At 36.8% G+C, this 23495-nt stretch carries 21 protein-coding genes; 10 read left to right on the forward strand and 11 right to left on the reverse strand.

Features of this window, described 5'->3' with window-relative positions; translation table 11 throughout:
• Positions 1 to 645 (forward strand): hypothetical protein (locus IEV50_RS18205; RefSeq protein ID WP_188417103.1); only part of this gene is annotated, 645 nt, incomplete at its 5' end.
• Positions 646 to 1176: 531 nt separating this feature from the next.
• Here the strand turns inward: IEV50_RS18205 and IEV50_RS18210 are convergent.
• A complete protein-coding gene (locus IEV50_RS18210) occupies positions 1177 to 1353 on the reverse strand; it encodes a hypothetical protein (RefSeq protein ID WP_188417104.1) in 177 nt (58 codons plus the stop codon).
• 418 nt (positions 1354 to 1771) lie between these two features.
• On the opposite strand from IEV50_RS18210, the gene IEV50_RS18215 reads away from it, so the two are divergent.
• Positions 1772 to 2638, forward strand: coding sequence for a hypothetical protein (locus tag IEV50_RS18215; protein ID WP_188417106.1), 867 nt, complete (start codon positions 1772 to 1774; stop codon positions 2636 to 2638).
• A gap of 153 nt (positions 2639 to 2791) precedes the next feature.
• Here IEV50_RS18215 and IEV50_RS18220 read toward each other — a convergent pair whose 3' ends face one another.
• From IEV50_RS18220 to IEV50_RS18235, 4 genes are all read right to left on the reverse strand, one after another.
• On the reverse strand, positions 2792 to 3613 hold the full coding sequence (locus IEV50_RS18220; protein WP_188417107.1) for a universal stress protein: 822 nt from the start codon (positions 3611 to 3613) through the stop codon (positions 2792 to 2794).
• Between the two features lie 34 nt (positions 3614 to 3647).
• A complete protein-coding gene (locus IEV50_RS18225; protein ID WP_229746790.1) occupies positions 3648 to 5111 on the reverse strand; it encodes an inorganic phosphate transporter in 1464 nt (487 codons plus the stop codon).
• 118 nt (positions 5112 to 5229) lie between these two features.
• Complete coding sequence (locus tag IEV50_RS18230; RefSeq protein WP_188417109.1) at positions 5230 to 5958, reverse strand: esterase family protein; 729 nt, start codon at positions 5956 to 5958, stop codon at positions 5230 to 5232.
• A gap of 62 nt (positions 5959 to 6020) precedes the next feature.
• Complete coding sequence (locus tag IEV50_RS18235) at positions 6021 to 6560, reverse strand: GDSL-type esterase/lipase family protein (protein ID WP_229746791.1); 540 nt, start codon at positions 6558 to 6560, stop codon at positions 6021 to 6023.
• A 257-nt stretch (positions 6561 to 6817) separates the two neighbouring features.
• On the opposite strand from IEV50_RS18235, the gene IEV50_RS18240 reads away from it, so the two are divergent.
• From IEV50_RS18240 to IEV50_RS18250, 3 genes are all read left to right on the forward strand, one after another.
• Entirely contained in the window at positions 6818 to 8662 is a 1845-nt protein-coding gene (locus IEV50_RS18240) for an alkaline phosphatase (protein WP_229746792.1), read from the forward strand.
• Positions 8663 to 9209: 547 nt separating this feature from the next.
• Positions 9210 to 10037: a HipA family kinase gene (locus tag IEV50_RS18245; RefSeq protein ID WP_188417114.1), complete on the forward strand. Its 828-nt coding sequence runs from the start codon at positions 9210 to 9212 to the stop codon at positions 10035 to 10037.
• Complete coding sequence (locus IEV50_RS18250) at positions 10034 to 10912, forward strand: DUF3037 domain-containing protein (RefSeq protein WP_188417116.1); 879 nt, start codon at positions 10034 to 10036, stop codon at positions 10910 to 10912. Before IEV50_RS18245 ends, IEV50_RS18250 begins: the two co-directional genes overlap by 4 nt.
• Positions 10913 to 11456: 544 nt before the next feature.
• Here the strand turns inward: IEV50_RS18250 and IEV50_RS18255 are convergent.
• Positions 11457 to 11732 (reverse strand): helix-turn-helix domain-containing protein, encoded by a 276-nt coding sequence (locus IEV50_RS18255; RefSeq protein WP_188417118.1) that lies wholly within the window; start codon positions 11730 to 11732, stop codon positions 11457 to 11459.
• Between the two features lie 655 nt (positions 11733 to 12387).
• Here IEV50_RS18255 and IEV50_RS18260 point away from each other — a divergent pair.
• Genes IEV50_RS18260 through IEV50_RS18270 form a run of 3 tightly spaced genes read left to right on the forward strand, consistent with a single transcriptional unit; the run spans position 12388 to position 17529 of the window.
• On the forward strand, positions 12388 to 12981 hold the full coding sequence (locus IEV50_RS18260) for a TlpA family protein disulfide reductase (RefSeq protein WP_229746793.1): 594 nt from the start codon (positions 12388 to 12390) through the stop codon (positions 12979 to 12981).
• A gap of 1 nt (position 12982) precedes the next feature.
• Entirely contained in the window at positions 12983 to 16159 is a 3177-nt protein-coding gene (locus IEV50_RS18265) for a SusC/RagA family TonB-linked outer membrane protein (protein WP_188417127.1), read from the forward strand.
• Positions 16160 to 16176: 17 nt separating this feature from the next.
• Positions 16177 to 17529: a RagB/SusD family nutrient uptake outer membrane protein gene (locus IEV50_RS18270; RefSeq protein ID WP_188417129.1), complete on the forward strand. Its 1353-nt coding sequence runs from the start codon at positions 16177 to 16179 to the stop codon at positions 17527 to 17529.
• Positions 17530 to 17570: 41 nt separating this feature from the next.
• Here IEV50_RS18270 and IEV50_RS18275 read toward each other — a convergent pair whose 3' ends face one another.
• From IEV50_RS18275 to IEV50_RS18285, 3 genes are all read right to left on the reverse strand, one after another.
• Positions 17571 to 17861, reverse strand: coding sequence for a hypothetical protein (locus tag IEV50_RS18275; RefSeq protein WP_188417131.1), 291 nt, complete (start codon positions 17859 to 17861; stop codon positions 17571 to 17573).
• Between the two features lie 257 nt (positions 17862 to 18118).
• On the reverse strand, positions 18119 to 18685 hold the full coding sequence (locus IEV50_RS18280; RefSeq protein WP_188417133.1) for a Crp/Fnr family transcriptional regulator: 567 nt from the start codon (positions 18683 to 18685) through the stop codon (positions 18119 to 18121).
• 136 nt (positions 18686 to 18821) lie between these two features.
• Positions 18822 to 19202 carry a hypothetical protein gene (locus tag IEV50_RS18285; RefSeq protein ID WP_188417135.1) on the reverse strand — a complete coding sequence of 127 codons (381 nt, stop codon included), beginning with the start codon at positions 19200 to 19202 and terminating at the stop codon, positions 18822 to 18824.
• 201 nt (positions 19203 to 19403) lie between these two features.
• Here IEV50_RS18285 and IEV50_RS18290 point away from each other — a divergent pair, with 201 nt between their 5' ends.
• Together IEV50_RS18290 and IEV50_RS18295 are read left to right on the forward strand one after the other, a co-directional pair.
• Positions 19404 to 20222: a LytTR family DNA-binding domain-containing protein gene (locus tag IEV50_RS18290; RefSeq protein ID WP_188417137.1), complete on the forward strand. Its 819-nt coding sequence runs from the start codon at positions 19404 to 19406 to the stop codon at positions 20220 to 20222.
• A gap of 94 nt (positions 20223 to 20316) precedes the next feature.
• Positions 20317 to 20511 carry an exonuclease/endonuclease/phosphatase family protein gene (locus IEV50_RS18295; protein ID WP_229746794.1) on the forward strand — a complete coding sequence of 65 codons (195 nt, stop codon included), beginning with the start codon at positions 20317 to 20319 and terminating at the stop codon, positions 20509 to 20511.
• A 465-nt stretch (positions 20512 to 20976) separates the two neighbouring features.
• On the opposite strand, the gene IEV50_RS18300 is transcribed toward IEV50_RS18295, so the two are convergent.
• Both IEV50_RS18300 and IEV50_RS18305 read right to left on the reverse strand, forming a co-directional pair.
• Complete coding sequence (locus IEV50_RS18300; RefSeq protein WP_188417139.1) at positions 20977 to 22068, reverse strand: histidine kinase; 1092 nt, start codon at positions 22066 to 22068, stop codon at positions 20977 to 20979.
• Between the two features lie 272 nt (positions 22069 to 22340).
• Positions 22341 to 23078, reverse strand: a complete 738-nt coding sequence (locus IEV50_RS18305) for a LytR/AlgR family response regulator transcription factor (protein ID WP_188417141.1) — start codon at positions 23076 to 23078, stop codon at positions 22341 to 22343.
• Positions 23079 to 23495: the final 417 nt, after the last annotated feature.

The raw sequence follows: 23495 nt of genomic DNA on the forward strand, positions 1-23495 counted from the left end.
TCAAGGGGGTCAATTTGGATTGGCGCAAAGGGGTCTTTTTCCTTTGGCGAACCTTATCAAATTAACTCGGCTAAGGGGAACTTTTTAGATTGGCGAAGAGGGGTCAATTTGAAGCGGTTTATCCAACATTATAGCGATTACACAGAAATTGAAGAAAAATTGAGATTAAAAGGGTTTTCGAATGATGTTGAATCTGGGGTGATTTGTAGATATAAAGTAAAGGGAGTTGTTGTTGATGTGATGCCAACTGCTGAAGATATTCTGGGCTTTGCAAATAAGTGGTATGTTGAAGGGTATAAGTATGCTATGGAGCATGTGATAAATGAAAACTATAAGATTAATATTTTTAGTCCTCCTTATTTTTTAGCAACGAAGCTGGAAGCATTTAAAGATAGAGGAAAAAATGATGGCAGGTGGAGTACTGATTTTGAAGATATTGTTTACGTTCTTAATGACAGAAGTAAAATTTGGTTGGAAATAGTAGGGGCGGAACACAATGTAAAATCATACCTTTTAAACGAGTTTAAGACCTTAGCTGAAAATAAATACATTGATGAGTGGATTAGCTCACATTTAGGCTATGGCGAGCAAGAAAGGACTTACCACATTATCGGCTCAATAAATGAACTCTTAGCGAAAAATTAAGCTGATTATGGAAGTCTACTATGTTTTATGAGATTTACGCTTAATATTTCAGGTTAAAAAATCTGCAAAATGGTAATAGCAATAAACCTTAAATTTTTTTTGTACCGAATTTGTATCTTAAATAATTTAACTAACTGATAATCAGTATTATTTTACTTTCTGTATCGGGAAATAAGTAGCCAAAAAAAATTAGGAGAAGTTTTGGCCATGGATCTGACTTGCCAAACTGGAACTTTGATCAGTAGCTGCTGTCGGGCATCGGGATCTCCATTGCAGGCAAACGGCAGTTCTGCCCCTGCGAAGGGGTATTTTTCGATAAGTTTGCTTACCGGTTCGTCCCAGATGAAGCTCGTAGAGCTTGTTCGTGTCAGTTCGATCCTTTCCATTGGTTTGCTGGCTAATGTTCCAAAACTGCAGAAATTAACTCAAATTTATCATGAATATTATATTGTTAACTGACAGTAAAGGGGGCAATTGACGAGGGGCGTGGGGAAATTTCCATATCACCTTAATTTCTTATGGTTGCTTTGGTTAGACTTTGCCGTGCTCTATCTTCATTTTTGCTGTAAGGTCATGAAAGTAAACGGGCGACCAGATTTCAAGTACTTGAGGATTTCTTATGAACCTGGAGATATGGGCCTTGACGAAATCCATTTTAACACTATCTACCTTTTCGGCAAGCGGTTTCCTGAATTCTTCTTCGGTCATGGTCCTTTTGCTCGAGTGTCCGCTATCTATCGCCCTTAGCAGAAAATGGTCGAGGTTAAGTGGATAGCCTTTTTTGATGTGCCATATTTAACATAGATTTTTTATCGACCCTTGGATACAATTGTTAAACTGGCAAGGATCAACGCTGCATTAGATTGCAATTCTACAAGGTTCAGTCGAATTTGTCCAGACTTTAGACATAACATGCAGTAAAAATAGAAAGCGTAAAAAACAGAATTAATGGTTTTTTCATTTTAGCAGGTTTTAGGTTTTTAAAATTAATAAATATCTGTTTTTCAATAAGAATAAATTCTTTCATGGTTCAAGCTGCCAGGCGAGTTTGATACCTAATCTCAGGATAGGGTCATAATTATTATGGAATATTAGAATTTGTTGCATCCTGTTTAAAACCTGAAATATGAAACGCATACAGTTATTACTGACTCAACCTTGTACTGAGCAATGGAGTGATATTGAACGAGCAGATGGGCTACATCATTGTGGCCGTTGTGAAAAAAATATTCTTGATCTTACCACTCAATCGGACGAGGAATTAATTGACTTCTTCCGACATAAAAATGATAATATTTGTGGACGGTTACTTGCTAGTCAGCTAAATAGAGCGCTTGTTTTACCTTCGGTTAAGATAAACTGGCATTGGCTAATGCCGTTGGCTTTTGGAGCATTTGTTGTTAATCCTAGTCAGGCACAAAATTTAAAACCCGTAGTGGTGCAGAATGACCAAGCGTCTAAATTTCCTTCAGCACCAATGGATTTAACAGATACACTGGCTCCTGTAAACATTGTCATCACCGGAAAGGTAGTGGATAATTTAAGTGGTAATTTATTGGTGGGCGTAAAAGTTAGGAGAAAAGGGTATGAAAATGTGCTGGCAATAACGGACTTGAATGGTAGATTTGAGTTCAGCACGACTGATAAGGATATGCTATCTAAGTTTATCTTTAGTTTAGGGGGCTATTCGAGCGTGGAGACAAATATAAATGACAAAATTATTGTTCAGTTAATCGCGGAGCGTAAGATAATGTTGGGCGGTATTTCTAGCGTGTCGTTAGATAGAAAGCCACTTTACCTGGTGTTTGCCGGTAATAAAAACTGTATTATTGATGCTTCCAGAATGAATGAAATCTCGCCTGACTGGATTGAGAACATAGAAGTTTTACAAGATGCAAAGGCTACGGCAATTTATGGTGCTAAGGGCGCTAATGGCGTAATAAAGATATCGCTAAAAAAAGTATTTAAAAACAAGTTCAAATTTTCAAAGTAGGTTAATTGATGATTTTAGTAACAAGGTGGATAAACCTGATTAGATTGACCTCGTCTTACCGGAAATAGATTTGTTGTAAATTTTTGATTGTCTGCATATTAATAAATTGGCGAGAAGGGGTCAAATGGATAGGTTTTTCTAATTAGGATCCTTTTATTCGTGAAGTACCAGAATGGCCTTGACCGATCGGTTCATGACCTGGTTTATCGTGCTGCTGGTAAAAAGCCTGTAAATGATGTTATGATGGTGTTTAACTAAACATAATATGTCCGTATGGTTATTCTTAATGAAATCCATAATTCCGTTTGGTGCACTATTGTCTCTGATATAATTAAACTCGATCTCCGTATGCGGTAAAAGTTCGCGGATTTTTTTCTCACCAGTTTGGATATGCAGATCATCCGATTTTTCGGTTACATAAAGCACCTGCATCTTTTTCGTTGCTGAGGCCTTAAGCATTTCGTTCAGTGCATTTACATCTTTTGCAGAGAGTTTGGTTTGATAATCCGTGGCAAGGGTAACTATCGGAGCGCTTGGGAAATTGCTTTCCATCGGAATAATCAGTGTAGGGATTCTAATTTTGGTAACTACCATACTGGCATTGCTACCTACAATGCCGCTAATTCCTGTTGAGCCGGTAATGCCCATAACCAGTAACTCTACGGGTTTTGCTTTTAAATATCTGCTGATTACTGTTTTTAAAAAGCCGACTTCGCATCGGGTCTCCACCTTAATATCTAAGAAACCCTCTTTTGTGACTATTTTCTCGGTCCACTCCTTTAACGCTTCTCTCTTATTTTTATAATATGATTCAATAAAAATAGCATTGTAGGTGCTGTTGTTTATGCCCTCCGTTGGATGGATTGCGTGAATGGCTACAACTTCCATTTTAAGTATTTTGGCTATGGAGAGTGCATAAGCCAATGCGTTGGATGCACTGGTAGAAAAATCTGTAGCAACGAGTATCTGTTTCATTTCGTGATAATAAATAAATCTAACAAAAACTATTTTAAACGAAGAGATGGAAAAGCATGAATAAAGCTATAGCCAAAATAATGGATACAGGAAGGGTGAGAACCCAAGCCAGCCCGATATTTTTTAAAGTATTATTATTGAGGTTTCCTCTTCCCCCTGATGCCACCATAGCCCCAGCAATGCCACTTGATAATACATGTGTGGTACTCACTGGAAGTCCGAAAGCTGTGCTTAGTCCAATTGTAGATGCTGCAACGATTTCGGAAGTGGCCCCTTGAGCATAATTTAGATGCTCATTTCCGATTTTTTCACCGATTGTAACCACTATTCGTTTCCATCCGATCATTGTGCCCAGGCCTAGTGATATCGAAATAAGCAGAATAACCCAGAGTGGAGCAAACTCAAAGAGCCTGGTGAGTTCCTGCCGATTTTTGGAAAGGAGCCGGGCATCATCTTTACTTAGAAATAGCGTATAGTCTTTTTCAACAATCCCTATCGAAGCCGTTACTTCCTCTATCTGCTTGCGGAATTTATAGGTTCCCTTCTTATCGGTCTCATTCTTTTTGGCCAAGTGGATTTTGGCCTGTTCTATCTTGCCGATCAGCACTGGGAGATCTGGTCTTTTTCCTTTTGCAGCAGCGGCTATGCGATTGATTAGCTGCTCTGTTTGGTTGAGCTGGAAAAGTATTTTGCTATCGGGTATACTGTGGTCGACGGCAAACCGTGCTGGTAAAAATGCAATCAGAATCAGCATGAGCAAACCGACACCTTTCTGCCCGTCATTGCTTCCGTGGAAAAAACTGACCAGTGTACAGGTGGTAATGAGTAGTCCCCTTATAAGCAGTGGGGGTCTGTCGTTTTCGCCATGTGGAATGTGGAAAAGGGCATGGTATTTTATTACATGCTTTAAAAAATACATGAGGAGTACGGCCAGGCCGAAGCCAATAATCGGAGAAAGTATTAGTGAAAGTCCAATTTCTTCGGCTTTCCCCCAGTTTACGCCTTTTCCACCATAATACCAGGTAAAGGCCAGTCCGGCACCAATCATTGCCCCGATCATGGTATGTGAACTGGAACAGGGAATGCCAAGATACCAGGTGCCCAAATTCCAGGCGATTGAAGCAAGCAACACAGCTAATACCATGCAGGCACCTACACCAATTGGAAGATTCATTAATGCATCTAAGGGAACAAGTTTTAATATACCCATCGCAACGGCAATTCCACCGGTAAATACCCCCATAAAATTCCAGAAACCAGACCAGGGAATAGCAATAACCGGTTTGAGTGCCTTAGTATAAATTACCGTTGCTACTGCATTAGCCGTATCGTGAAAACCATTTACAAATTCAAAGCCTACTACAGCGAGCAGGCAAACGAGAAATATGATTGTTAAAGGCATACTCAAGTCGGTACTGCCAATAAAAGGTAGTGATATACAAAAGGTGTGCATGTTTTTTTTGATCTCTGTTGCAGAAGTGATTTCTGAATTCCCCAAATAACAGGATAACTGCCTGATTAAAAGAGTTTTTTATGTTAAGTTATTGTTATGCTATTGTTCCTTCTTAATACCAGGCTGGAAAATATTCGAGAGTAAAATACAATAAACAGTTATTTTAAATGTAAAGTGGTACCATCTTACGCCAGTAATGCGGACGGTGTGCATTACTATCCCAGGTATGTAGGTGGTTTTGTACCCCCTTCTCCCAGAGCAAACGGCTTATATAATGATTTCCACTCAGAAACGGATCTGTTTCGCCTACTGCAAGAATAATTTCCATTTTTCTTAAATGATTTAGAAGATTATCGTCGTTTAGGTTTGCGAGAAATTGGGACGGCATGTTAAAATACGAATTCTCATCTCGAAATCCGTTCAGAAGATCCTTGAAATTCCCTGGTGCATCCGTCAGGTCATATCGGCCGCTAATTCCAACTGCTTTTTTAAATAGCCAGGGATATTTCATGGCTATGTTTATTGCGTGGTAAGCACCCATGCTGCAACCTGCAACTTCTATCTCGGCTATATTATTCTTTGAATGGACGAGTGGGATTACTTCATCGAGAATATATCTTTCATACTGAATGTGCCTTGCGATTCTGACCGACGGAAAAATATTTTCATTGTAAAAACTTTCTGCATCTATACTATCCAGACAGATCAGCTGAATCTCACCTGCGTCGATCCGCTGATGGATTGAGTCAACTATCCCCCAGTTCTCGTAATCGAAGAACCTTGCCATCCGTGTTGGAAAGAAAAGAACGGCTCTTCCGCTATATCCGAAAATCAGCAGCTCCATGTCCCGCTGGAGACTGCTGCTGAACCATTTATGGTACTCTCTGTGCATGGTTTAAACTTTGGAGAAAAGTACGGTTTAAATGTTAGCCCGGTATTAATTTTCCGTGATGATTAAACCAGTTTTGCCTCTATAATCGATTTCCATAACTGATACCCCGCCCGACTTAAGTGAAGTCCGTCAGGGTGATAATAAGCTGGATCGGGATGGCCAGACTTATCGAGCATTTTTTTAAATACATCTATAAACTTCCAGTTTCCGTTCAGTTTTATAATCTCATTTTCTATTAAATTGTTGGTGTACTTAAACTGGTCGGCCATTTGCCAGCGAGACAAACTTGGCTTGAGTGAAATAAAAAAACAGGGGATCTGTCCGAAACTCAGGGCAGCCTTTATCACCAGTTGCTGAAAGAATATAAAGATTTCTTCAGGGTTTCGGCCATCCCCCAAATCATTGTCGCCAGCATAAACAATTAGCATTTTGGGTTTGTAGCCGGCCATAATCCGCTCAAAAAACCACACGCAAGCCGCCAGCGTTGAGCCACCAAAAGCGAGGTTGGTTACCTTATGGTTCGAAAAATCTTCTTCGAGGGTATCCCAAAGCCGGAGAGATGAACTTCCATAAAAGATAATGCCTGGGCTGGATCTATCCATCTTGTTCCTTTTTTCAATCGATTTGACTTCTTCTTCGTACCAAAACATAACGCTAAGGTAAATAAGATATGGTTGTGTTAAAATCCCAGATGAATTAAGTTTTCATGATCTGGAAAATTTGGGCATATAATTGCACATACCAGGGATGTCTGCCTGTGTTTTCCAAACCGCATGGTGGGATATAGGTGCCTATTTTTAAGCTCCTGTTAATGTTAAGGCAACATTGTTTTCTTAGCTTTGATTAAATTTTACCATCAATGAAAATTACATCCTTTATCCTTCTGGCTATATTAACAATCTTTCCTTCGACTATCTGGGCGCAGAGCAAACCTGCTCCAATGGGCCATAGCCATAACGATTACCATCAGGATATTCCGCTGTTGCAGGCATACTATTCTGGAATGGGGTCAATTGAAGCGGATGTTTTTTTAAAGGATGGGGCACTTTTTGTAGCACATGAAAGTTCGGAGATTAGGGCTGGAAGAACATTAAGAGAGCTCTATTTATCTCCGCTAGTTTCCCTATTCGGACAGAACAATAAGCATGCTTTTAAAAATGCTGACCGAAAACTTCAGCTGGTTATCGATATCAAACAGGATCACATAAACGTTTTGAAGAAACTCATTGATGAGCTGAAAGACTTTGGTGATATTTTTGATGCGAGCAGTAATCCCAACGCGATTAAAATTGTAATCAGTGGCGATATGCCTGTTCCATCTAACTTTAAAAATTGGCCTGATTATATTTATTTCGATGGAAGGCCTGAAATAAAATATGCTCCTGATGAATTGAAGCATGTTGCGATGATTAGCCAGGATATAAAAAAATATTCAGTTTGGAATGGGAAAGGGGTGCCTACGCCGACGGATTTCACTAAGCTTAATAAAATTGTTAGTGATGCCCACAATTTAGGTAAGCCATTTAGGTTTTGGGCTACTGCAGACAACCCGAATACTTGGATTGTTTTGGAGCGCCTAGGTGTGGATTGGATCAATACAGATCACCCGACTCAGCTGGATGATTTTTTGGCCCATCGAAATAAGGTCAGCTATACCAATCCGGCCCCATACCAGGTTTATGTACCCAGTTACAAATCTGATGGGGTGCACAGGAAGGTGAAAAATGTGATTTTATTGATTGGTGATGGAATGGGACTTGCACAGATCCATGCGGCCTCGGTTGCCAACCATGGTGATTTGAACATCTGCAGGATTAAAAATATTGGTTTCTCTCAAACGGAAGCCGCCAATTCGGATAACACCGATTCGGCGGCTGGAGCTACGGCAATGTCGACAGGGGAGAAAACAAACAACCGTTATATCGGTATGGGAATAAACGGTAAAAAGAAGACCAATTTAGTTGATACGCTCTATGGTTTCGGGATAAAAAGCGGTGTGATTAGCGTTGGTGATATTACCGATGCAACCCCGGCGGCATTTTATGCACATCGGACAGAGCGTACCATGAGCAATGAGATCGCCGGCGATTTGCTGAATTCAAAGGTAGAAATTCTGGTTGGCTCCAATCAGGCCGCTTTTTTGAAAAACAAAAATACCGATCTTATAAAGTTGTTAAGACAGGCCGGATTTGCGTTGAGCGAAAACTTCGCTGATTTTTCAACGCATGGTTCTGGAAGACAGCTGGTTCTGCTACCAGATGAGGAGATGCGCCCGGTATTGAAAGGACGTGGAGATATTTTAAAACAGTCACTCTTAAAAACGATTGACATTCTGGATAAAAACAGCAAAGGTTTTTTCGTTATGGCCGAGGGTGCACAGATTGACTATGGTGGACATGCGGGCGATCTGCCATATGTTGTTACGGAAATGCATGATTTTGACAAAGTGATTGAATCTGCACTGCGCTTTGCAGACCAGGACGGGGAGACCCTTGTTATTATTACGGCAGACCACGAAACCGGCGGATTGACGCTTTTAGATGCCGAAACAAAAGCGGGAAAAATTACGGGGCATTTCAGTACTGATGACCATACCAACATCATGGTACCAGTGTTTGCCTATGGCCCACATGCTGATGAATTTCGTGGTGTGTACCCGAATACCGAAATCTTTAAAAAAATAATGAACATTCTACAGCTATAACAAGGCTATAATCAATACAAATCATGATAAAAGCAGGTGCTTTGGTTTACAATTAATGGCTTACCATTTTTTATTTTATCCTAGGTATTTGAGGCTGTATTATCAATACAAAATGTTACCCCAAGAGGTAATTTAGGCTGCTGCCGATTCCAAATACGATGCTGGTATATTTTTATTTGAAGCGCAATGGCTGGCAATCCTTCGGCAAGCTCCAGACCCGCTTTTGCTTCAAGTCCTCACTGCGTTGCGGGCTTTACGCGTCCATCGGGGGCTAAAATGTTCTGCTTACTACTTTTCGGTTGCTGCCGGGTACAAAAATTCAACCGTAAAATAAAAACCAGGACTGCTATAACCCTGATTTTTGATAATAATAAATAACCTCTTGAGATTTAGGCATTATTTTAAAACAAAAACTCGGCCGCTCGTTTTTCTCACACGCGATACGCGTGCGCCAGCGAGGGGTCTTTCAACTTTATTACATCACAAACATTGCTGCTTATCAGAAAATTAATATAAATTAGGTAACTATTTAAATAGAATATTTACATTGAAGCTACTGAGGCCAATAAGATTTGATGACTATATGCATAAGGGCGGTTCAACTAAACCCTGGAGTATTACCTGTATCGATGCATCAGTTTCAGCGCCAGATGAGATTCCTTGTGTTTTGAAATTATTTAAAGAAAAACATATTGTAGATAGTAATAGTATCGGAAAGGAATTTCTCTGCAATATGCTGGCAAGGGAATTCGATCTTGTTACGCCAGATGCGTATCTCGTAGATCCCTTCGATGTTCCGTTTGTCAGCACATTAAAGCCTGAAATTAACGCTGAGTTAAAAACGAAGCACAAAGGATTCACTTTTTGCAGCAGGTTGGTTAACGCTTCTATTGTAACTCCGGAAATTAAAAGTAGTGTGTTTGATATCGATGACTGCGCCATGATTTTTGCTTTCGATTGTATGATTATGAATCAAGATCGGGGTGGCTACAGAAAGAAATCAAACTTAATGATGGATGATGATGGCTTTATCCTGATTGACCACGAGCTTACCTTTCATTTTTTGGATGGCGATGCCCAACATGGATACAATGCAGTAATGGAGCCATACCATAACAGTTCATGGTTTCCAATCTACCTTAAGCATATTTTCTATGCTAAACTAAAAGAATACCGAGGGACTAAAAAAATGCTATTTGATACCTTTGAAGAGATTTTAAGCAGGCTTGATATTTCAAAAGTCGAATCTCTACTAAAGCAATTAGCAATTTATGACATTTATGTTGGTCAAAATGAACTGCTAATTCAGTATCTTTATACCCTCAAACAAAACGCGAACAAGTTCTCCAGGATTTTGTTAAATTTAATATCATGAATAAAGGAACCTTTACATATGCCTTATTGCAATACCATCATTCTCAATTATTAGGTGAGGTGTTAAATATCGGGCTGGTTATATATTTTCCTGATTTCAATCGATTAGAATTTATCTATCCTGAAAAATTAATCCGCTTGCGCTTTGCTTACCCTGATGTTCCGGAAAAAACAATCAAATCATATCATAAGTATTTTGCAGCGAGAACCAAAGAATTAAACCAACAGCCGGAAACGTTTGTCAATTACAGCTTGCAGAATTCCTTACAGCAGTTTTTGGACGAAGAATTTCTTGCTCCCGATTCGTCAGCATTGCAATTTGGAAATTTTAGAACAGCAGTTCTATATACAGAAAATTTACAACACATAACCAATCAGTTGTATAATCTTTATTTTTCGGTTTTCAGGCACAACGAAAATCCTTTAAGAAAAGTTGATGAATCCTCACTTCTTAAAAAGTATAAAGGATTTTTAGAAGAGTTTTTACCTGAACACAAAACATTAAAAGAAACTCAAAGACTGTTTATTGATTATGAAATCAAACCCAATGATAACTCTGCGCTAAAATTCGACATTGCATGGAAAGGAAAGAGTGATTTGCATTTGGTTAAACCACTCAGCTTTGATCTCCTAAAACCCGAATCCATACAAAGAAAAGCTTACCAGTACTTTGGCCAGTTTGAAGACTTGCAAGGCTATGCATCAGATAACAATTTTTTATTTGATGTTATTCTGGCAAAGCCTAAAAGCAGAGGTCTGTTTAAAGCCTATGATAATGCCATTCGTTTATTGGAGAAACCAACCAGGGTAAATCTTATTGAGCAAGCTGAATTAAAGGAATATTCGAAACAAACGATACAATCTACTTTGTTTTAGTATTTGGTGTAATCTTCCTTTTGAAGATATTTGATTTAAATACTGCATACTTAAGATAGATTGCGCAATGATAATTTAAAATTTACAACATCGCAAAATCAAGTAACTCACCTGAAGTGGAAAAGTTATATGTAAATCGTCCACAGTTGTATTTTTTTCTCCTTTTCTGCCGCACACCTTTCGCTTATGCATTTAAGCCAACAAAAACCATCAAAAATACCAATTTCAACAATTCAACTGGCTTATTGTGATTATACCAAAACAGGCATCCTTTTATATCGCTAATTTTAATCTTGCAGGCTCGAACCAGCTTAACGTAGACACATCTATTTGGTATAACATTGCAAAACTTACTATCTATATCTGCTTTATTTAGAATTTGTACTATCGCTCTTAATAATTTCTTTTTTTATTGCAATTCATTCACACGCGGTACGCGTGCGCCAGCGAAGGCGTGGACCAGCGAGGCCTAGTATTTTGAATATATTTTTAGTCATAAACGAGACGCTTGCGCCAGAGTAGACCATAGTGAAAATATACCATTTTAAGCTTTGTTTATTTTTCTTACTGGTTGGTATTTGGGTATTTTAATCTCAAAATCAAACAGTTCTTTTGGTTGTAATTCCAATGCACGACAGACGGCAACTAATCCGCTTACGGACATGTTATTTTTACCTCTTATAATTCTATATACCTGACTGTAGCTGAAACCAGTTCTATCTTCTACATCCTCCAAAGTAATTTTTTTTTCTTTTGAGACCGACCATAATCTTTCTCTAATAATAACTAATGTCTGTTCATCAATGTATTGCTCTGCCATGTAGGCAAAATCTCATTTTAGATAAAAATTTGTTATTCCAAATTTGGTATATTATTAAGTTTTATTATATTCGTTTATAATTAGGTATTAATAAGAGTCTTGCAACCACAAAAATCTGACGCCGTTGAAGCAAGACAGCAGATTGATACCCATAGCTTATTTGGATGTGCTATATTTGTGCATTGAAATAACTGTGGGTGCTGCTGTAATTCCATTTCAACGTAAGGCGTCAGAAACTTTAAGGTGGTTATGGTTTGCAGCCCCACAGGTATTAGCATTCATGTAAGACTCGTATTTACATACGAGTATGAAACAAAAGGTAAAACATGTACAATTATTAAAATTGCTTCATCCCGAAGTGGTATTTGCTTTTGTGTTCATTTTTCAACCCAAACATTCCTACCATGTTAGTCATCCCATTAGGTGTCCGTTTGATTTTTTGTATGCTTTAAAGCCTAAAAATCCGGTTTAGTTATTGGCAAGCCCTGTGTTACTCATTTATATTGAAAATTAAGGTTAATTAATAATGCTTATGAGGAAGCAGGGCTTTGCTTTTTTCTTTCGACACGCTTAATATGACAAAAGGTATCGTTTAGAATGCCCGTGCTTGAAGGAAATTGAAATTAACTAAACCCAACAAAAAAAATTTAAAGATATGATTAAAAAAATAACGGTTTTTGCCGTAATGGGATTGCTATGCTTAAACTTTCCGGTAAAAGCACAACATAAATTGCTAAATATCAGCCCTGTAAAAGTTGGTGCGCCAGTACCTGATTTACTTTGGAATACACCAATGTCATTTTACAAAAGTGGCAAATTTGTTAATGAAACATTAGAACAATACAAGGGGAGGGTAATTGTATTTGACTTCTGGGCATCATGGTGTGGAAGTTGTATAGAAGGATTTCCAAAATTGCGCCAGTTGCAAGATAGCTTGTTTGACGGTTTACAAATTGTATTAGTAAATAAGGCAAGTACACGTGATACCAGAGAAAACATTAAGGAGGTTTTTGCAAAAAATGATCTGCAGCTTGGGGATTTACCAACAGTTGTACAAGATAGTTTACTTGCTAAATTGTTCCTCACAACATCATTACCCAGCTATGTGGTTATTTCAGGTGATAAATATTTAGAAGGAATTACACAGCATACCATGTTCCATCCGGAAGATATAAAGACATTGGTGTTGGAGCGAAAGCGTCTTTTAGACCTCCGTAGGAAAATTAATGAGAAGAGGGGGGGACAATAACATGAGGATATATATTATACTGATTTTAATAGGATGTTTTCATGTAACCATAAAGGCACAAGACTTGAAAGGTACTGTTTTGAATGAACACGGTTTACCCATTAGTAGAGTTGCAATAAGTGCCAGCAACCTGCAAACAAAGGTAATAACAGATAATGAGGGCAATTACAATATAAAAATACCTGCCGGAAAATATCGTTTAAGTTTCAAATACGTGGGGTACAAAACTATTGATACCAATATCATATTGCCTACAAAAGAGGCTTTAAATATTATTATGTACACTTCATCAACGCAATTAGAGGAGGTAAATATAAATACAGGCTATCAAATTGTAGATAAGAGTCGTGCTTCCGGATCTTTTTATCAAGTACAGCAGGCACAACTTAATCAAAGTGTAAGGCCAGATATTTTAGGGCGATTGGAAAATATAACCAGTAGCTTACAAGTAGATAAGAGAGCTGGTGATGGTATAACTTACCAGATTAGAGGATTAGGTACTTTAGATCCGGTTAGCAGAATGCCTTTAATTGTTTTGGATAATTTTCCGTACGAAGGGAATATAAATAATATAAACCCTAATGATATTGAAAGTGTTACGGTACTGAAAGATGCAGCTGCGAGTGCTATCTGGGGTGCGCGAGCGGGTAATGGTGTTATCGTTTTAACCAGTAAAAAGGGGAAAATAGGGACAGGTTTACAGATTGATTTCAATGCAAGTATAAATGTGCAGGGCAAACCGGATATTTTTAAGGCCAGCCAGCTAAGCCCTAAGGCAACCGTTGACCTTGAGAAAATGCTATTCGATAATGGTTATTATGACGATCGTTTTTCAGATTTCCGTAATCCATTTATACCCGAAGTAGCCGAAGTATTGAACGATAGTAGGAGCGGCATTATCACAAATGATTTAGCACAACAAAAATTGGCAGAATTAAGCCAGCAAGATGTACGTGATGACATGTTGAAATACCTATACCAAAATGCTGTAGCGCAGCAGTATGCCTTAAGTTTAGCTGGAAATAGCGGAGCGCTAAATTACAGGCTATCAGGTGGGGTAGATAACAACTTAAATAGTTTAGTTGGAAACAAGGATAGACGCTACACCATGCGAAGTGACAATAACATTTCTTTGAATAAAAATTGGAAATTGCAGGCAGGGATATCATTAACCAGTAGCAATAGTGATAAGAATAGCCAAGGTGCTTATGGAGCCTTTAGAAGTTCTGATGGCAGCCTGGCGGCTTATGGAAGGCTTGCTGATGATGCAGGTAATGCTTTACCAGTTAATTTGTTTTATAGAGGCGGATTTACCGATACGGTTGGAAATGGGAGATTGTTGGATTGGAAATATCGGCCGTTAGAGGAATTGAATAATAGCGATAGGACTACTCAGTTATGGGATGTTTTGTTAAATCTTGGAAGTAATTATCGGATTAGTAAATGGTTAAGTGCAGATGTAAAATATCAATACCAGCAAAGTAATGAACAAGCACCACAATACAATAGTGAAGCCACATACTATACTCGAGATTTAATTAACCGTTTTACGGTACTTGGCAGTAACAACATAACATACAACTTGCCCCGTGGTGGAATATTCAGAACTGCGAATACCGATAAAAAAAGTTCTTCAATACGAGCACAATTAAATTTTAATCACAGTTGGGGTCAACATGACATTAGTGGAATTATAGGTGCCGAAAGAAGACAAATTAATCAGCGCACAGATAATATAATGCTCTATGGCTACAATCCTGAAACACTTAATAGTGTGCCTGTTGACAATGTTAATGCATACCCTACATACAGAAGTTTAAGTTCGAGCAGGTATATACCCGCTGCGGGAATACCATCTGAAACCCTTAATCGATACGTGTCTGTTTACGCCAATGCAGGCTATACTTATAAACAGCGATATACTTTAACCGGAAGTATCCGTAGGGATGCATCAAATTTATTTGGTGTTCAAACTAACCAGCGTTGGGTACCGCTTTGGTCGGTAGGAGGTATTTGGAAAATAGATTCTGAGCCGTTTTATGCTATGGATTGGCTTAATGCATTAAGCCTTCGTTTTTCTTATGGTTTTAGTGGTAATGTAAATAACAATACCTCAGCACTTACGAGAATCACATATAGTGCTGCAACTGGTTCACCAATTAATAAGGCATATGTAACTGTTAGCGCACCGCCTAACCCATATTTACGATGGGAACAAACCGAACAAACCAATATTGGTTTGGATTTTGGAATAAAAAAGAATCGGTTAACAGGGAGTGTAGATGTTTTTAATAAATATTCTTTTGACCTAATGAACACCGTTTATACAGATGCAACATCAGGATTTAGTTATGTCAATCTGAATTCTGCAGCAATAAAAGCGAAAGGCCTTGATTTAGTATTAAATAGCAGAAATGTTGAAGGGAACTTTAACTGGCAAAGTAGTTTGTTGTTGAGTTATGTGGATTATAAGGTAGTTGGTAATGAAAATCCATTTGGGACAGACGGCTTTGTAAGTGATGGAGCGATTGTATTTCCTGTGTTAGGTTATAACCCCTACGAAATTGTAAGCTATAAATGGGCAGGACTTGATCCAGCAAATGGAAATCCAAGAGGATATGTAAAAGGACAAGTTAGCACAGATTACAATGCGATAGCACTAAATCCTTTGACTGAACAGGTTGTGCATGGAACCGCGGTTCCACCCGTATTTGGTAACTTACGAAATACTTTCGGTTGGAAGAACCTGAGTTTAACATTAAACGTAAGGTATAAATTTGGCTACTATTTTAGGAGACCTTCTCTGAATTATACCGGTACATTCCAAAATAGCAACGGATTTGCTGAGTTTGAACAACGATGGCAGAAGCCTGGGGATGAATTAAAAACCAATGTTCCCTCGATGATTTATCCAGCGGATGCGATGCGTGATAATTTTTACAATCTTTCGGACATCAATGTTGAACGTGGCGACCATATTCGGTTAGAGGATGTATATCTAAGCTACCAATGGAAGCCGACCAAAATTCATATTATTAAACAGGCAACTTTTTATCTGTATTCCAACCAACTTAATTTAATTCTCTGGCGTGCCAACAAATTGAAATTGGACCCTGATGTAATTTATCAGGTTAGGAACCGTGTCAATTTTGCAGCAGGTATTAAAGCTAATTTTTAAAAAAAGACCAATCAATTATGATAAAAATTAAAATACTACCGATTATATTGATTCTACTTGCGATGTTTAATATAGCCTGCAAGAAGTATCTTGAAGAAAAGCCAAATAAGCGAATTTCTACACCAGATAAAATTACAGACCTGCAAGGGATACTTGACAACTATTCTGCTATGAATGCACAATATCCGGCACTTGGAGAGATTTGTGCGGATAATTATTATTTAAATGATGCAAGCTGGGCATCATCGCCAGATAAGCAACGAAGTTTTTATCTATGGCAAAAATATGATGAAGTATCAAGTGAGTGGAGTTTCCCTTACAAAATAATTTTTAATGCAAACCTCATCATTGAAACGCTTCCTACTTTAAATTTGGATGAAAAACTACAAGGAGATGCAGATATTTTGCATGGACAAGCTTTGTTTTTAAGATCATATTACCATTTAGCTGTAGCGCAACTTTTTGCACCTGTTTATAGTGTAAATACAGCTAAAGCGCTCGGCATCCCTTTAAAGTTAGTTACCAATGTAGAAGCAAAAAGTGTGAGAGCAAATGTTGGGGATACTTATCAGCAAATTTTAAATGATGCAATAAAGGCTTTGCCATTATTGCCTATCGTAGCAAAAGCAAAATATTTACCTTCAAAACCTGCTGGATATGCTTTGATATCAAGAATTAACCTTTTGATGGGTAATTATGACCAAAGCGCACTATATGCCGATTCTTGTCTTCAATTGTACAACTCTGTTTTAGATTATAATAAAATTTCTGCTACATCAGCAATTCCGTTTAGCCAATTTAATGATGAAGTATTGTATGATTGCCGTAGTGCTGTACCATCAATTTTAGCACAAACAAAGGCGAAAGTTGATGCGTCGTTATACGCAAGCTATTCTAATGATGATTTAAGAAAGGTTATCTTTTTTAAAAAGAATGCTGATAATACCTATGCATTCAAAGGAAATTATACAGGATTAAGTACGGCTGTGTTATTTAGTGGTATTGCACTCGACGAGGTATTGCTCAACAGAGCAGAATGTTTAATTCGAATGGGAAAATTAGCTGAGGGGGCAGCAGATTTAAACAGATTGTTGGCGCAAAGATTTAAAACTGGTTCTTATAAACCATTTATATTTTTAGACCAGGCACAAGCGTTGACCACCGTATTGTTGGAAAGAAGGAAGGAGTTGCTTTTCAGAAACTTAAGATGGGGAGATTTAAAACGTTTGAATTTGGATAGTGAGCGCGCCATTACGTTAAAAAGAACTATAAATGGGAACATTTATACACTCAGTCCAAACGATAAGCGATATGTTTTACCTATTGATAAAACTGTAATAATGCTAAGTGGGATGGAACAAAACCCATAAATAAAAGATATCGGCGATTTTAATCGCCGATATCTACACTTTTAGTTGCGCATAGCAATTTCAGATGAGGCCGGTGAATGAGCTTGTTGAGATAACCAAAGGTCATTCTTGATGTCGTTAAACTCTGATACATCTGGTTGTGACGAAATTCCATTATCCGTATCAAGATAAACACCACAAACATTTTGAATACCGGAACACGATTCTTCAGCACGTTCGTAATTGCTTGCTAACTTGATTTGGGATTCTGTGTAGGTGGTTAATTTATACTTGTAAAATGCGCCAAGTTTATGGCTTTCATTTTCTTTACCCGTTTGAGTAAATGCACTCATGCTTGTAATGCTAGCTACAGCAAGTAAAACAGTAGCCATCCCGAATGTTAATTTTTTTACATTCATAATTATTTGCTGCTTGTTTGCATTTGAAAAAGCAACTGAAAAAGTTTAAGGTTAATTAATAAGGATAAGGTGCCTTATCCTTTTAGCTAAGTTAGATTTGATTGTTTGTGTTTCTTTTGCTGTAGCCAAAGTTTGCTTTTCTGTAGGTGAAGATTAAAGAGCAAAGACTAAAGCTAAAGTAAACCATAAATTTAATGGTTCATTTTTCGTAGTCGGCTAAGTTTAGAGCCACTCATATTTAGAGAGGAGGCGATTGCTTCTGCTGAAATTAGATTGAATATTTTATTATAATTTTTTCTGAAATAAAGGTATCGATCTTCGTAGGTACTGGTGCAAATTAAAAATGTCCATTCCATATAATGGATTTGTTCATTTGCCACTATTTTCAAAATATTATTACAGAAATGAATGTGCTGGGTAATAATAGTTTGAAATTTATTAAATGAAATGCAGTTAAGTTTACATTCTTCTAATGCGACTATTTTTTCGATTAGGGGCTGATTATTAACCAGGCTATCTGTACAAAAAACAATCTGGTTTTCGAGCCAGAAGCGTGTTGCTATATTCTTTTCTTCCGAAGGCCTGTAAGCTGCTAACGAACCTGATTCTATGAAACAAAATTTGTGTGCGATTTTGCCCCGAGGGAAAAGTGTTTCACCCCGGTTTAGGTAAATGGTTTCTGTAGCATTGGTTATAAAAATTGTTGCTGCCGGTGATAGGGGGTGTAGTGCCGTTAAAAACTGGATGAAAGGAGTCATCTTAATTTAAATTGTATGTTTACAAGAGGCAGCAAAAAACGGATGTTCCTGCCTCTAAGAATTTATGCTGCTGTATGGTGGCACCGCCAAACTTCGCTAATTCATTAAATAATTTTCCAGGGAATTGATAAATTAATTAGTAGCTAATCTCTATGACTAGTACACCTTCTGCTTCATATTTATCGTGATAAGATGCAAGTTCATATACTTTGCTTACAGATCTAATTAATTTACTACCGTAACCAACAACAGGTTTAATTTCTGGTTTAAGGAGTTGAATCGATAATCTTTCCCGAATTGCGATAGCGGTTTGAGTGGAAAGTTGGTTGATTAGGTTTGGATTTAGCGATTTAAGGTGATTGATTTGCTGTTCATTAAGTTCGAAATGGTTATTCATCCAATCGATGAAATCGAAGTTAATTTGCTTAGCAGTTTCTGCCAATTGTAAATCTGTTTTTTTGTACAGTTCGGCTTGAAGACCTTCAAAGCCATTTGCTGATAATGGAAATTTTTGCATAATAAAGTTATTAAGGTTAATTGCCCAAAAGCGGACATAACCACAAACTTATTATGGGTTAATTGCTAATGTTTCCTTTCAGGAGGCCTTTTCTAACCAACGATACAAACATTTATAACGAGTGATATTTTCTGAACCTGTATTGAATGTTTTCCATTGTATTAAAGAATTATTTTAATTTTAGTAAAGTTTTTGATGCCTATGCAAAAGATTTCATCAGTTGAATTGGGAAATGGGCCCTATCCTAATTTTTATATCCGCTTGGTTATATGTTTAGTTATTGGTCATTTTATGGTTTCCTTTGGTGAACGTGAAAATATTTTTGAGTTGCTCCAGTTGAGTTATTATTATCCTGCATTAGGTTCGAGCTTTTTAATCACCACTATTATCTGCGAATTCATTCATTATTGTAACCAAAATTTAGATGCCAATTACTCTTGGCGAACGAAAACCAGAAAACGGCTTATTATGCAGATTTTGGTTTGTGGGATTATTGCTGTTGCATTGGCAGCCATTTTAGCCATGATATATTTTAAAGCGAATCATATTTCTATTACAGATACAAGCTATTTTAGATATGATTTTACTGTAATTATCTGCTTTGTTGCTATTTTAAATTTGTATTCTATTGTTGTTAATTTATATGAATTAAAAATTTTATCTCGGAAAAATTTATCGAATAAGTATCGTACGGGTGGGAAAAACATCATAGATACATCAATGCCCGCTATAATTTATAGTGTGAATCGGGTTTGTTTTGATTTAAAATTTGATGGCGAGAAACTTGGTACCTATAAATCGCTAAAAGAGGCTTTAGCATCACTTCCATCATCAGATTATTTTTTAGTAAATAGGTCGTTAATTGTACATCGACTTTGCATTAACGATTATGTGCCTAGTGATTCGAATACGCTAAAACTAAATATGAAAGATCCTTTTGAGGGTATGTCATATTATGTAAGTCAAAGAAATGCGGTTGCCTTTAAGCGGTGGTTTAATGGAAATGAAGAAATTGGTTAGGCTTAAATTGTGTGGAAGTATTGATTGAAATCGATTATTTGTAATGATTTTAGTTTGAACGCAAATGCAAACGTGACTCTTGTGCGCCACTGGTGTGCCAAGATTTGCAAGATGTGGCAAAGGACGCGATGATGGAAAAGATGGGGGAGAACCCTCTGCAATCTTCTTCAAAAAAGATAAATTTAGATTGCTGAAAAGTGGTGATTTCTGGTTATCTGAGACAACAGATTTGCCAGGGAAAGGTTGGGATGACAGGTGTTTTATTTACGAGAGATTTGAATGGTGGTAGAGATTGCTAATGGTACAAAACTATTGCTACATCAGAAGTATTGGCTGATGTTAATAGCCGAGTTAAATTTCCATACGCAAATAATTCATCTTCGAACGGTTTTAGAACAGCTAAAGGTCAATCCGTTATTGACATATCTTTATGAGTAAGCAATTTACTGCAAGCAGATGGGGGTATTTTAACAGATACTTTTTTGGTAAATTTCCATCTGATAATTTCCTGGTTTTAGCAGAAGTAGAACTGAAATAAGAAGACCTGATTTCGACTTTGGTAACATATATTAAGAATCTCTTTAAAAATATTTTAAGAGATTCTTAATGTATTTTTGAATAGTTATTTAGTATCGATATTGCTTTAAAATTTCTTTTTGAGCAGCTAGGCTATTGGCTTTATTTAATTACATTACTTTACAAGACAGAATTAGTATGGTGATATAACTTGCTCAAAAGGTAGTTTAATTTGAGCTTAATTGGCTGAAACAAGGTTTGAGCTCCCATTGTAGCTTAGTACTTTGCAACTAATAGTTATTGTGAGTGTAAAAAAATTATCCTCATCCGTAAAATATTCTAAAGATGAATTGTTGCCGTAAGTAAAAGCCAATCGATTTTTAATGTTGTTTAAGCCAGCGTTAAGACCATAATTAGGTTTAGTTAAACTAGTTTTGTTTCGGCTTGATATAATGAGCTCGTTTTTATTTACAAAAATATCAAGACTCGCACTATTGGCCGGGCTGGTTAGATTACCATGTTTAAACATATTTTCTAATACCGTAATAAGGATAAGTGGTATAATCTTTATTTTATTAATGTCTGTGGCATATGCTAAATTAATATAGGTATTCGTATTTGTTAATTTGTATAAAAGAATTAAGTTTTCGCATTGCTGGATTTCTTCTGCCAGGCTTATAAATTCGCCAGTATCTTCTGTTGAAGCTGCATAACGCATTATATCTGCTAGGTGTAGTATTGCTTCTGCATCTTTTGGCGAATGGTACTTAAATCTTTGGTATACAAACTCTAATGTATTAAATAATAGATGTGGATTAATTTGCGCTTTTAAAAAGGCATTTTTGGAAAGTGCCAGTTCTTTTTCCATTTTCTCCTTTTCGAGAAGTATTTTGAAACGTTGCTTATCAACCCTTTCTTTCTCTAATTTGATGCTAAGAAAACGGATTAGGAAATAATAGCCTGTTCCAAAAAATATAAAAAATAAGCATCTCCACAATACTGTTAAAACTTGTTGAAAAGGATTGCCAATGGCGTGGCTAATTACTTGTGTATATTTTATGAGCAAGGAATCCATGCCATAGATAAAACTCACATAAACCACCGTTTCAGAAATAATGAATAGCGGCAACTTCCAAAAAGCTTGCTTAGGGTTTTTGAATCCTTGTTGCAGCACATAAGCATGCAGATAAAAAATACAAATATTTACAGCGTAATGGATTGCATAATTACTGAAATTTCCAAATCTGCCATAAATTAATCCAATAATAACCGACTCCCAAAATATGAAAGCCGTCCAGGCGATTATATGTACCTGGTAATTTTTGAGCATTTTTTTTAACGTGGGAATTTTCCCAATTAAACTATCCATAAAGAAAATTATACCATCTGTGTAAACTATAATTCTTCAGCTGCGATTTGCTTCTACTTTTCGAAAAAAAAGAAAATTATGAAGACTAACAAGCTTATCAAAAGAACAGTTTTTACATTCAAAAAAAAATCACTAATCAGTTTATTTAAAACTGACCCTACCAGTACAGGAGCAACTTTAACGTCCACATCTAGTGTACCTGGTTTTGTAAAATAGCGCAATGCAAGCAGCTGCTATTTTTTGCGGCTGCTTATTATAACTCTTTCATTAAAAAATTCTTTAAACTCATTAAGATAAACATTGCCTACGGTAAAACTTATATGATTTGAAAGTGTAATTCTTTGCCCTTCTATGTGCAGGATATGTGGTATTGAAATAATATAAGCTCTGTGGAACTGAGCAAATTGTTTGCTTATGTTTAACTGTTCTCTTACATCTTTCAAACTTAAATATGCTATGATTACTTTTTTATCTGTATGAATTTTAACGTAATTATGAAAGCTTTCAAATGCAATAATATCTGTATATTTTATCATAATTGCACGGTAATCTTCTTCCTTATTTTTTACCAGAAAACTGTCTGTTTGCTCCAAACTATTTTCAAAAGCTTCGTTCTGATCTGCAAAAAGACGATTAACTGTAACTAAGAATTTAGCGTAGCTATATGGCTTTGGCAAGAAAGCATCGCCTTCAGCTTCATACGCTTCGAAGGCATATTCTTTATGCGCAGAAGTAAATATTAGCTTTTTTGATTTCCCCTTTAGTGCTTGTGCAAGCTCAATACCCGAAATTTGCGGCATATTTATATCCATAAATATAAGATCTACAGGCTCTTCCCTAGATAATTCCTTTAAAGCCAATACCGGATCGGTAAAAGATTTAACAAGCCTCATATTTGGAGTTTCCAAGATATACTTTTCCAGTCCTTCTAGAGAAGTCAATTGATCATCTATGGCAATACATCTTATCATTTAATTATTTAGTGGAAGATTAATTTCATCACGAAATTACACCTTTTCGTAACGAAAACCGAAGCCTTTATAACGAATTTAAAAACTATAGCTACTAAAAGCATCCGGACTTGTAATTTTGAAGCTTTGATTATTAAAGTTTATGTTGATAAATGCTAATCGGATTGTTATTATCCATAAACCAAATTTTATATTTCAATAAAAATTGTTGAAAGATTCGATTTATCAGGCTTTATACCTATTGCAGCAAAACCGGAATCTAAACAGCTATTTTGATGCTATAAATTTTCATATCATAACGAAAAACCACCTGTTTATAACGCAAAACAACCGTTCTATGTAATCGCTGTAATATTTGTACAAAATGCTTTCTAAATTTGATTTTTAACATGCAGTAATTAATGTTTGGTTTTGTAA

The sequence above is a fragment of the Pedobacter mendelii genome, assembly GCF_014635725.1.
GTDB lineage: Bacteria > Bacteroidota > Bacteroidia > Sphingobacteriales > Sphingobacteriaceae > Pedobacter > Pedobacter mendelii.

Coding starts and splice junctions, on each gene's coding strand:
- IEV50_RS18220 (WP_188417107.1), bottom strand. CDS start 3,613: ATGAAACAGATACTCGTTGCTACAGATTTTTCTACCAGTGCATCCAAC.
- IEV50_RS18300 (WP_188417139.1), bottom strand. CDS start 22,068: ATGCTCAAAAATTACCAGGTACATATAATCGCCTGGACGGCTTTCATA.
- IEV50_RS18215 (WP_188417106.1), top strand. CDS start 1,772: ATGAAACGCATACAGTTATTACTGACTCAACCTTGTACTGAGCAATGG.
- IEV50_RS18260 (WP_229746793.1), top strand. CDS start 12,388: ATGATTAAAAAAATAACGGTTTTTGCCGTAATGGGATTGCTATGCTTA.
- IEV50_RS18290 (WP_188417137.1), top strand. CDS start 19,404: ATGCAAAAGATTTCATCAGTTGAATTGGGAAATGGGCCCTATCCTAAT.
- IEV50_RS18240 (WP_229746792.1), top strand. CDS start 6,818: ATGAAAATTACATCCTTTATCCTTCTGGCTATATTAACAATCTTTCCT.
- IEV50_RS18265 (WP_188417127.1), top strand. CDS start 12,983: ATGAGGATATATATTATACTGATTTTAATAGGATGTTTTCATGTAACC.
- IEV50_RS18255 (WP_188417118.1), bottom strand. CDS start 11,732: ATGGCAGAGCAATACATTGATGAACAGACATTAGTTATTATTAGAGAA.
- IEV50_RS18210 (WP_188417104.1), bottom strand. CDS start 1,353: ATGACCGAAGAAGAATTCAGGAAACCGCTTGCCGAAAAGGTAGATAGT.
- IEV50_RS18275 (WP_188417131.1), bottom strand. CDS start 17,861: ATGAGTGCATTTACTCAAACGGGTAAAGAAAATGAAAGCCATAAACTT.
- IEV50_RS18280 (WP_188417133.1), bottom strand. CDS start 18,685: ATGACTCCTTTCATCCAGTTTTTAACGGCACTACACCCCCTATCACCG.
- IEV50_RS18270 (WP_188417129.1), top strand. CDS start 16,177: ATGATAAAAATTAAAATACTACCGATTATATTGATTCTACTTGCGATG.
- IEV50_RS18285 (WP_188417135.1), bottom strand. CDS start 19,202: ATGCAAAAATTTCCATTATCAGCAAATGGCTTTGAAGGTCTTCAAGCC.
- IEV50_RS18305 (WP_188417141.1), bottom strand. CDS start 23,078: ATGATAAGATGTATTGCCATAGATGATCAATTGACTTCTCTAGAAGGA.
- IEV50_RS18230 (WP_188417109.1), bottom strand. CDS start 5,958: ATGCACAGAGAGTACCATAAATGGTTCAGCAGCAGTCTCCAGCGGGAC.
- IEV50_RS18235 (WP_229746791.1), bottom strand. CDS start 6,560: ATGGATAGATCCAGCCCAGGCATTATCTTTTATGGAAGTTCATCTCTC.
- IEV50_RS18250 (WP_188417116.1), top strand. CDS start 10,034: ATGAATAAAGGAACCTTTACATATGCCTTATTGCAATACCATCATTCT.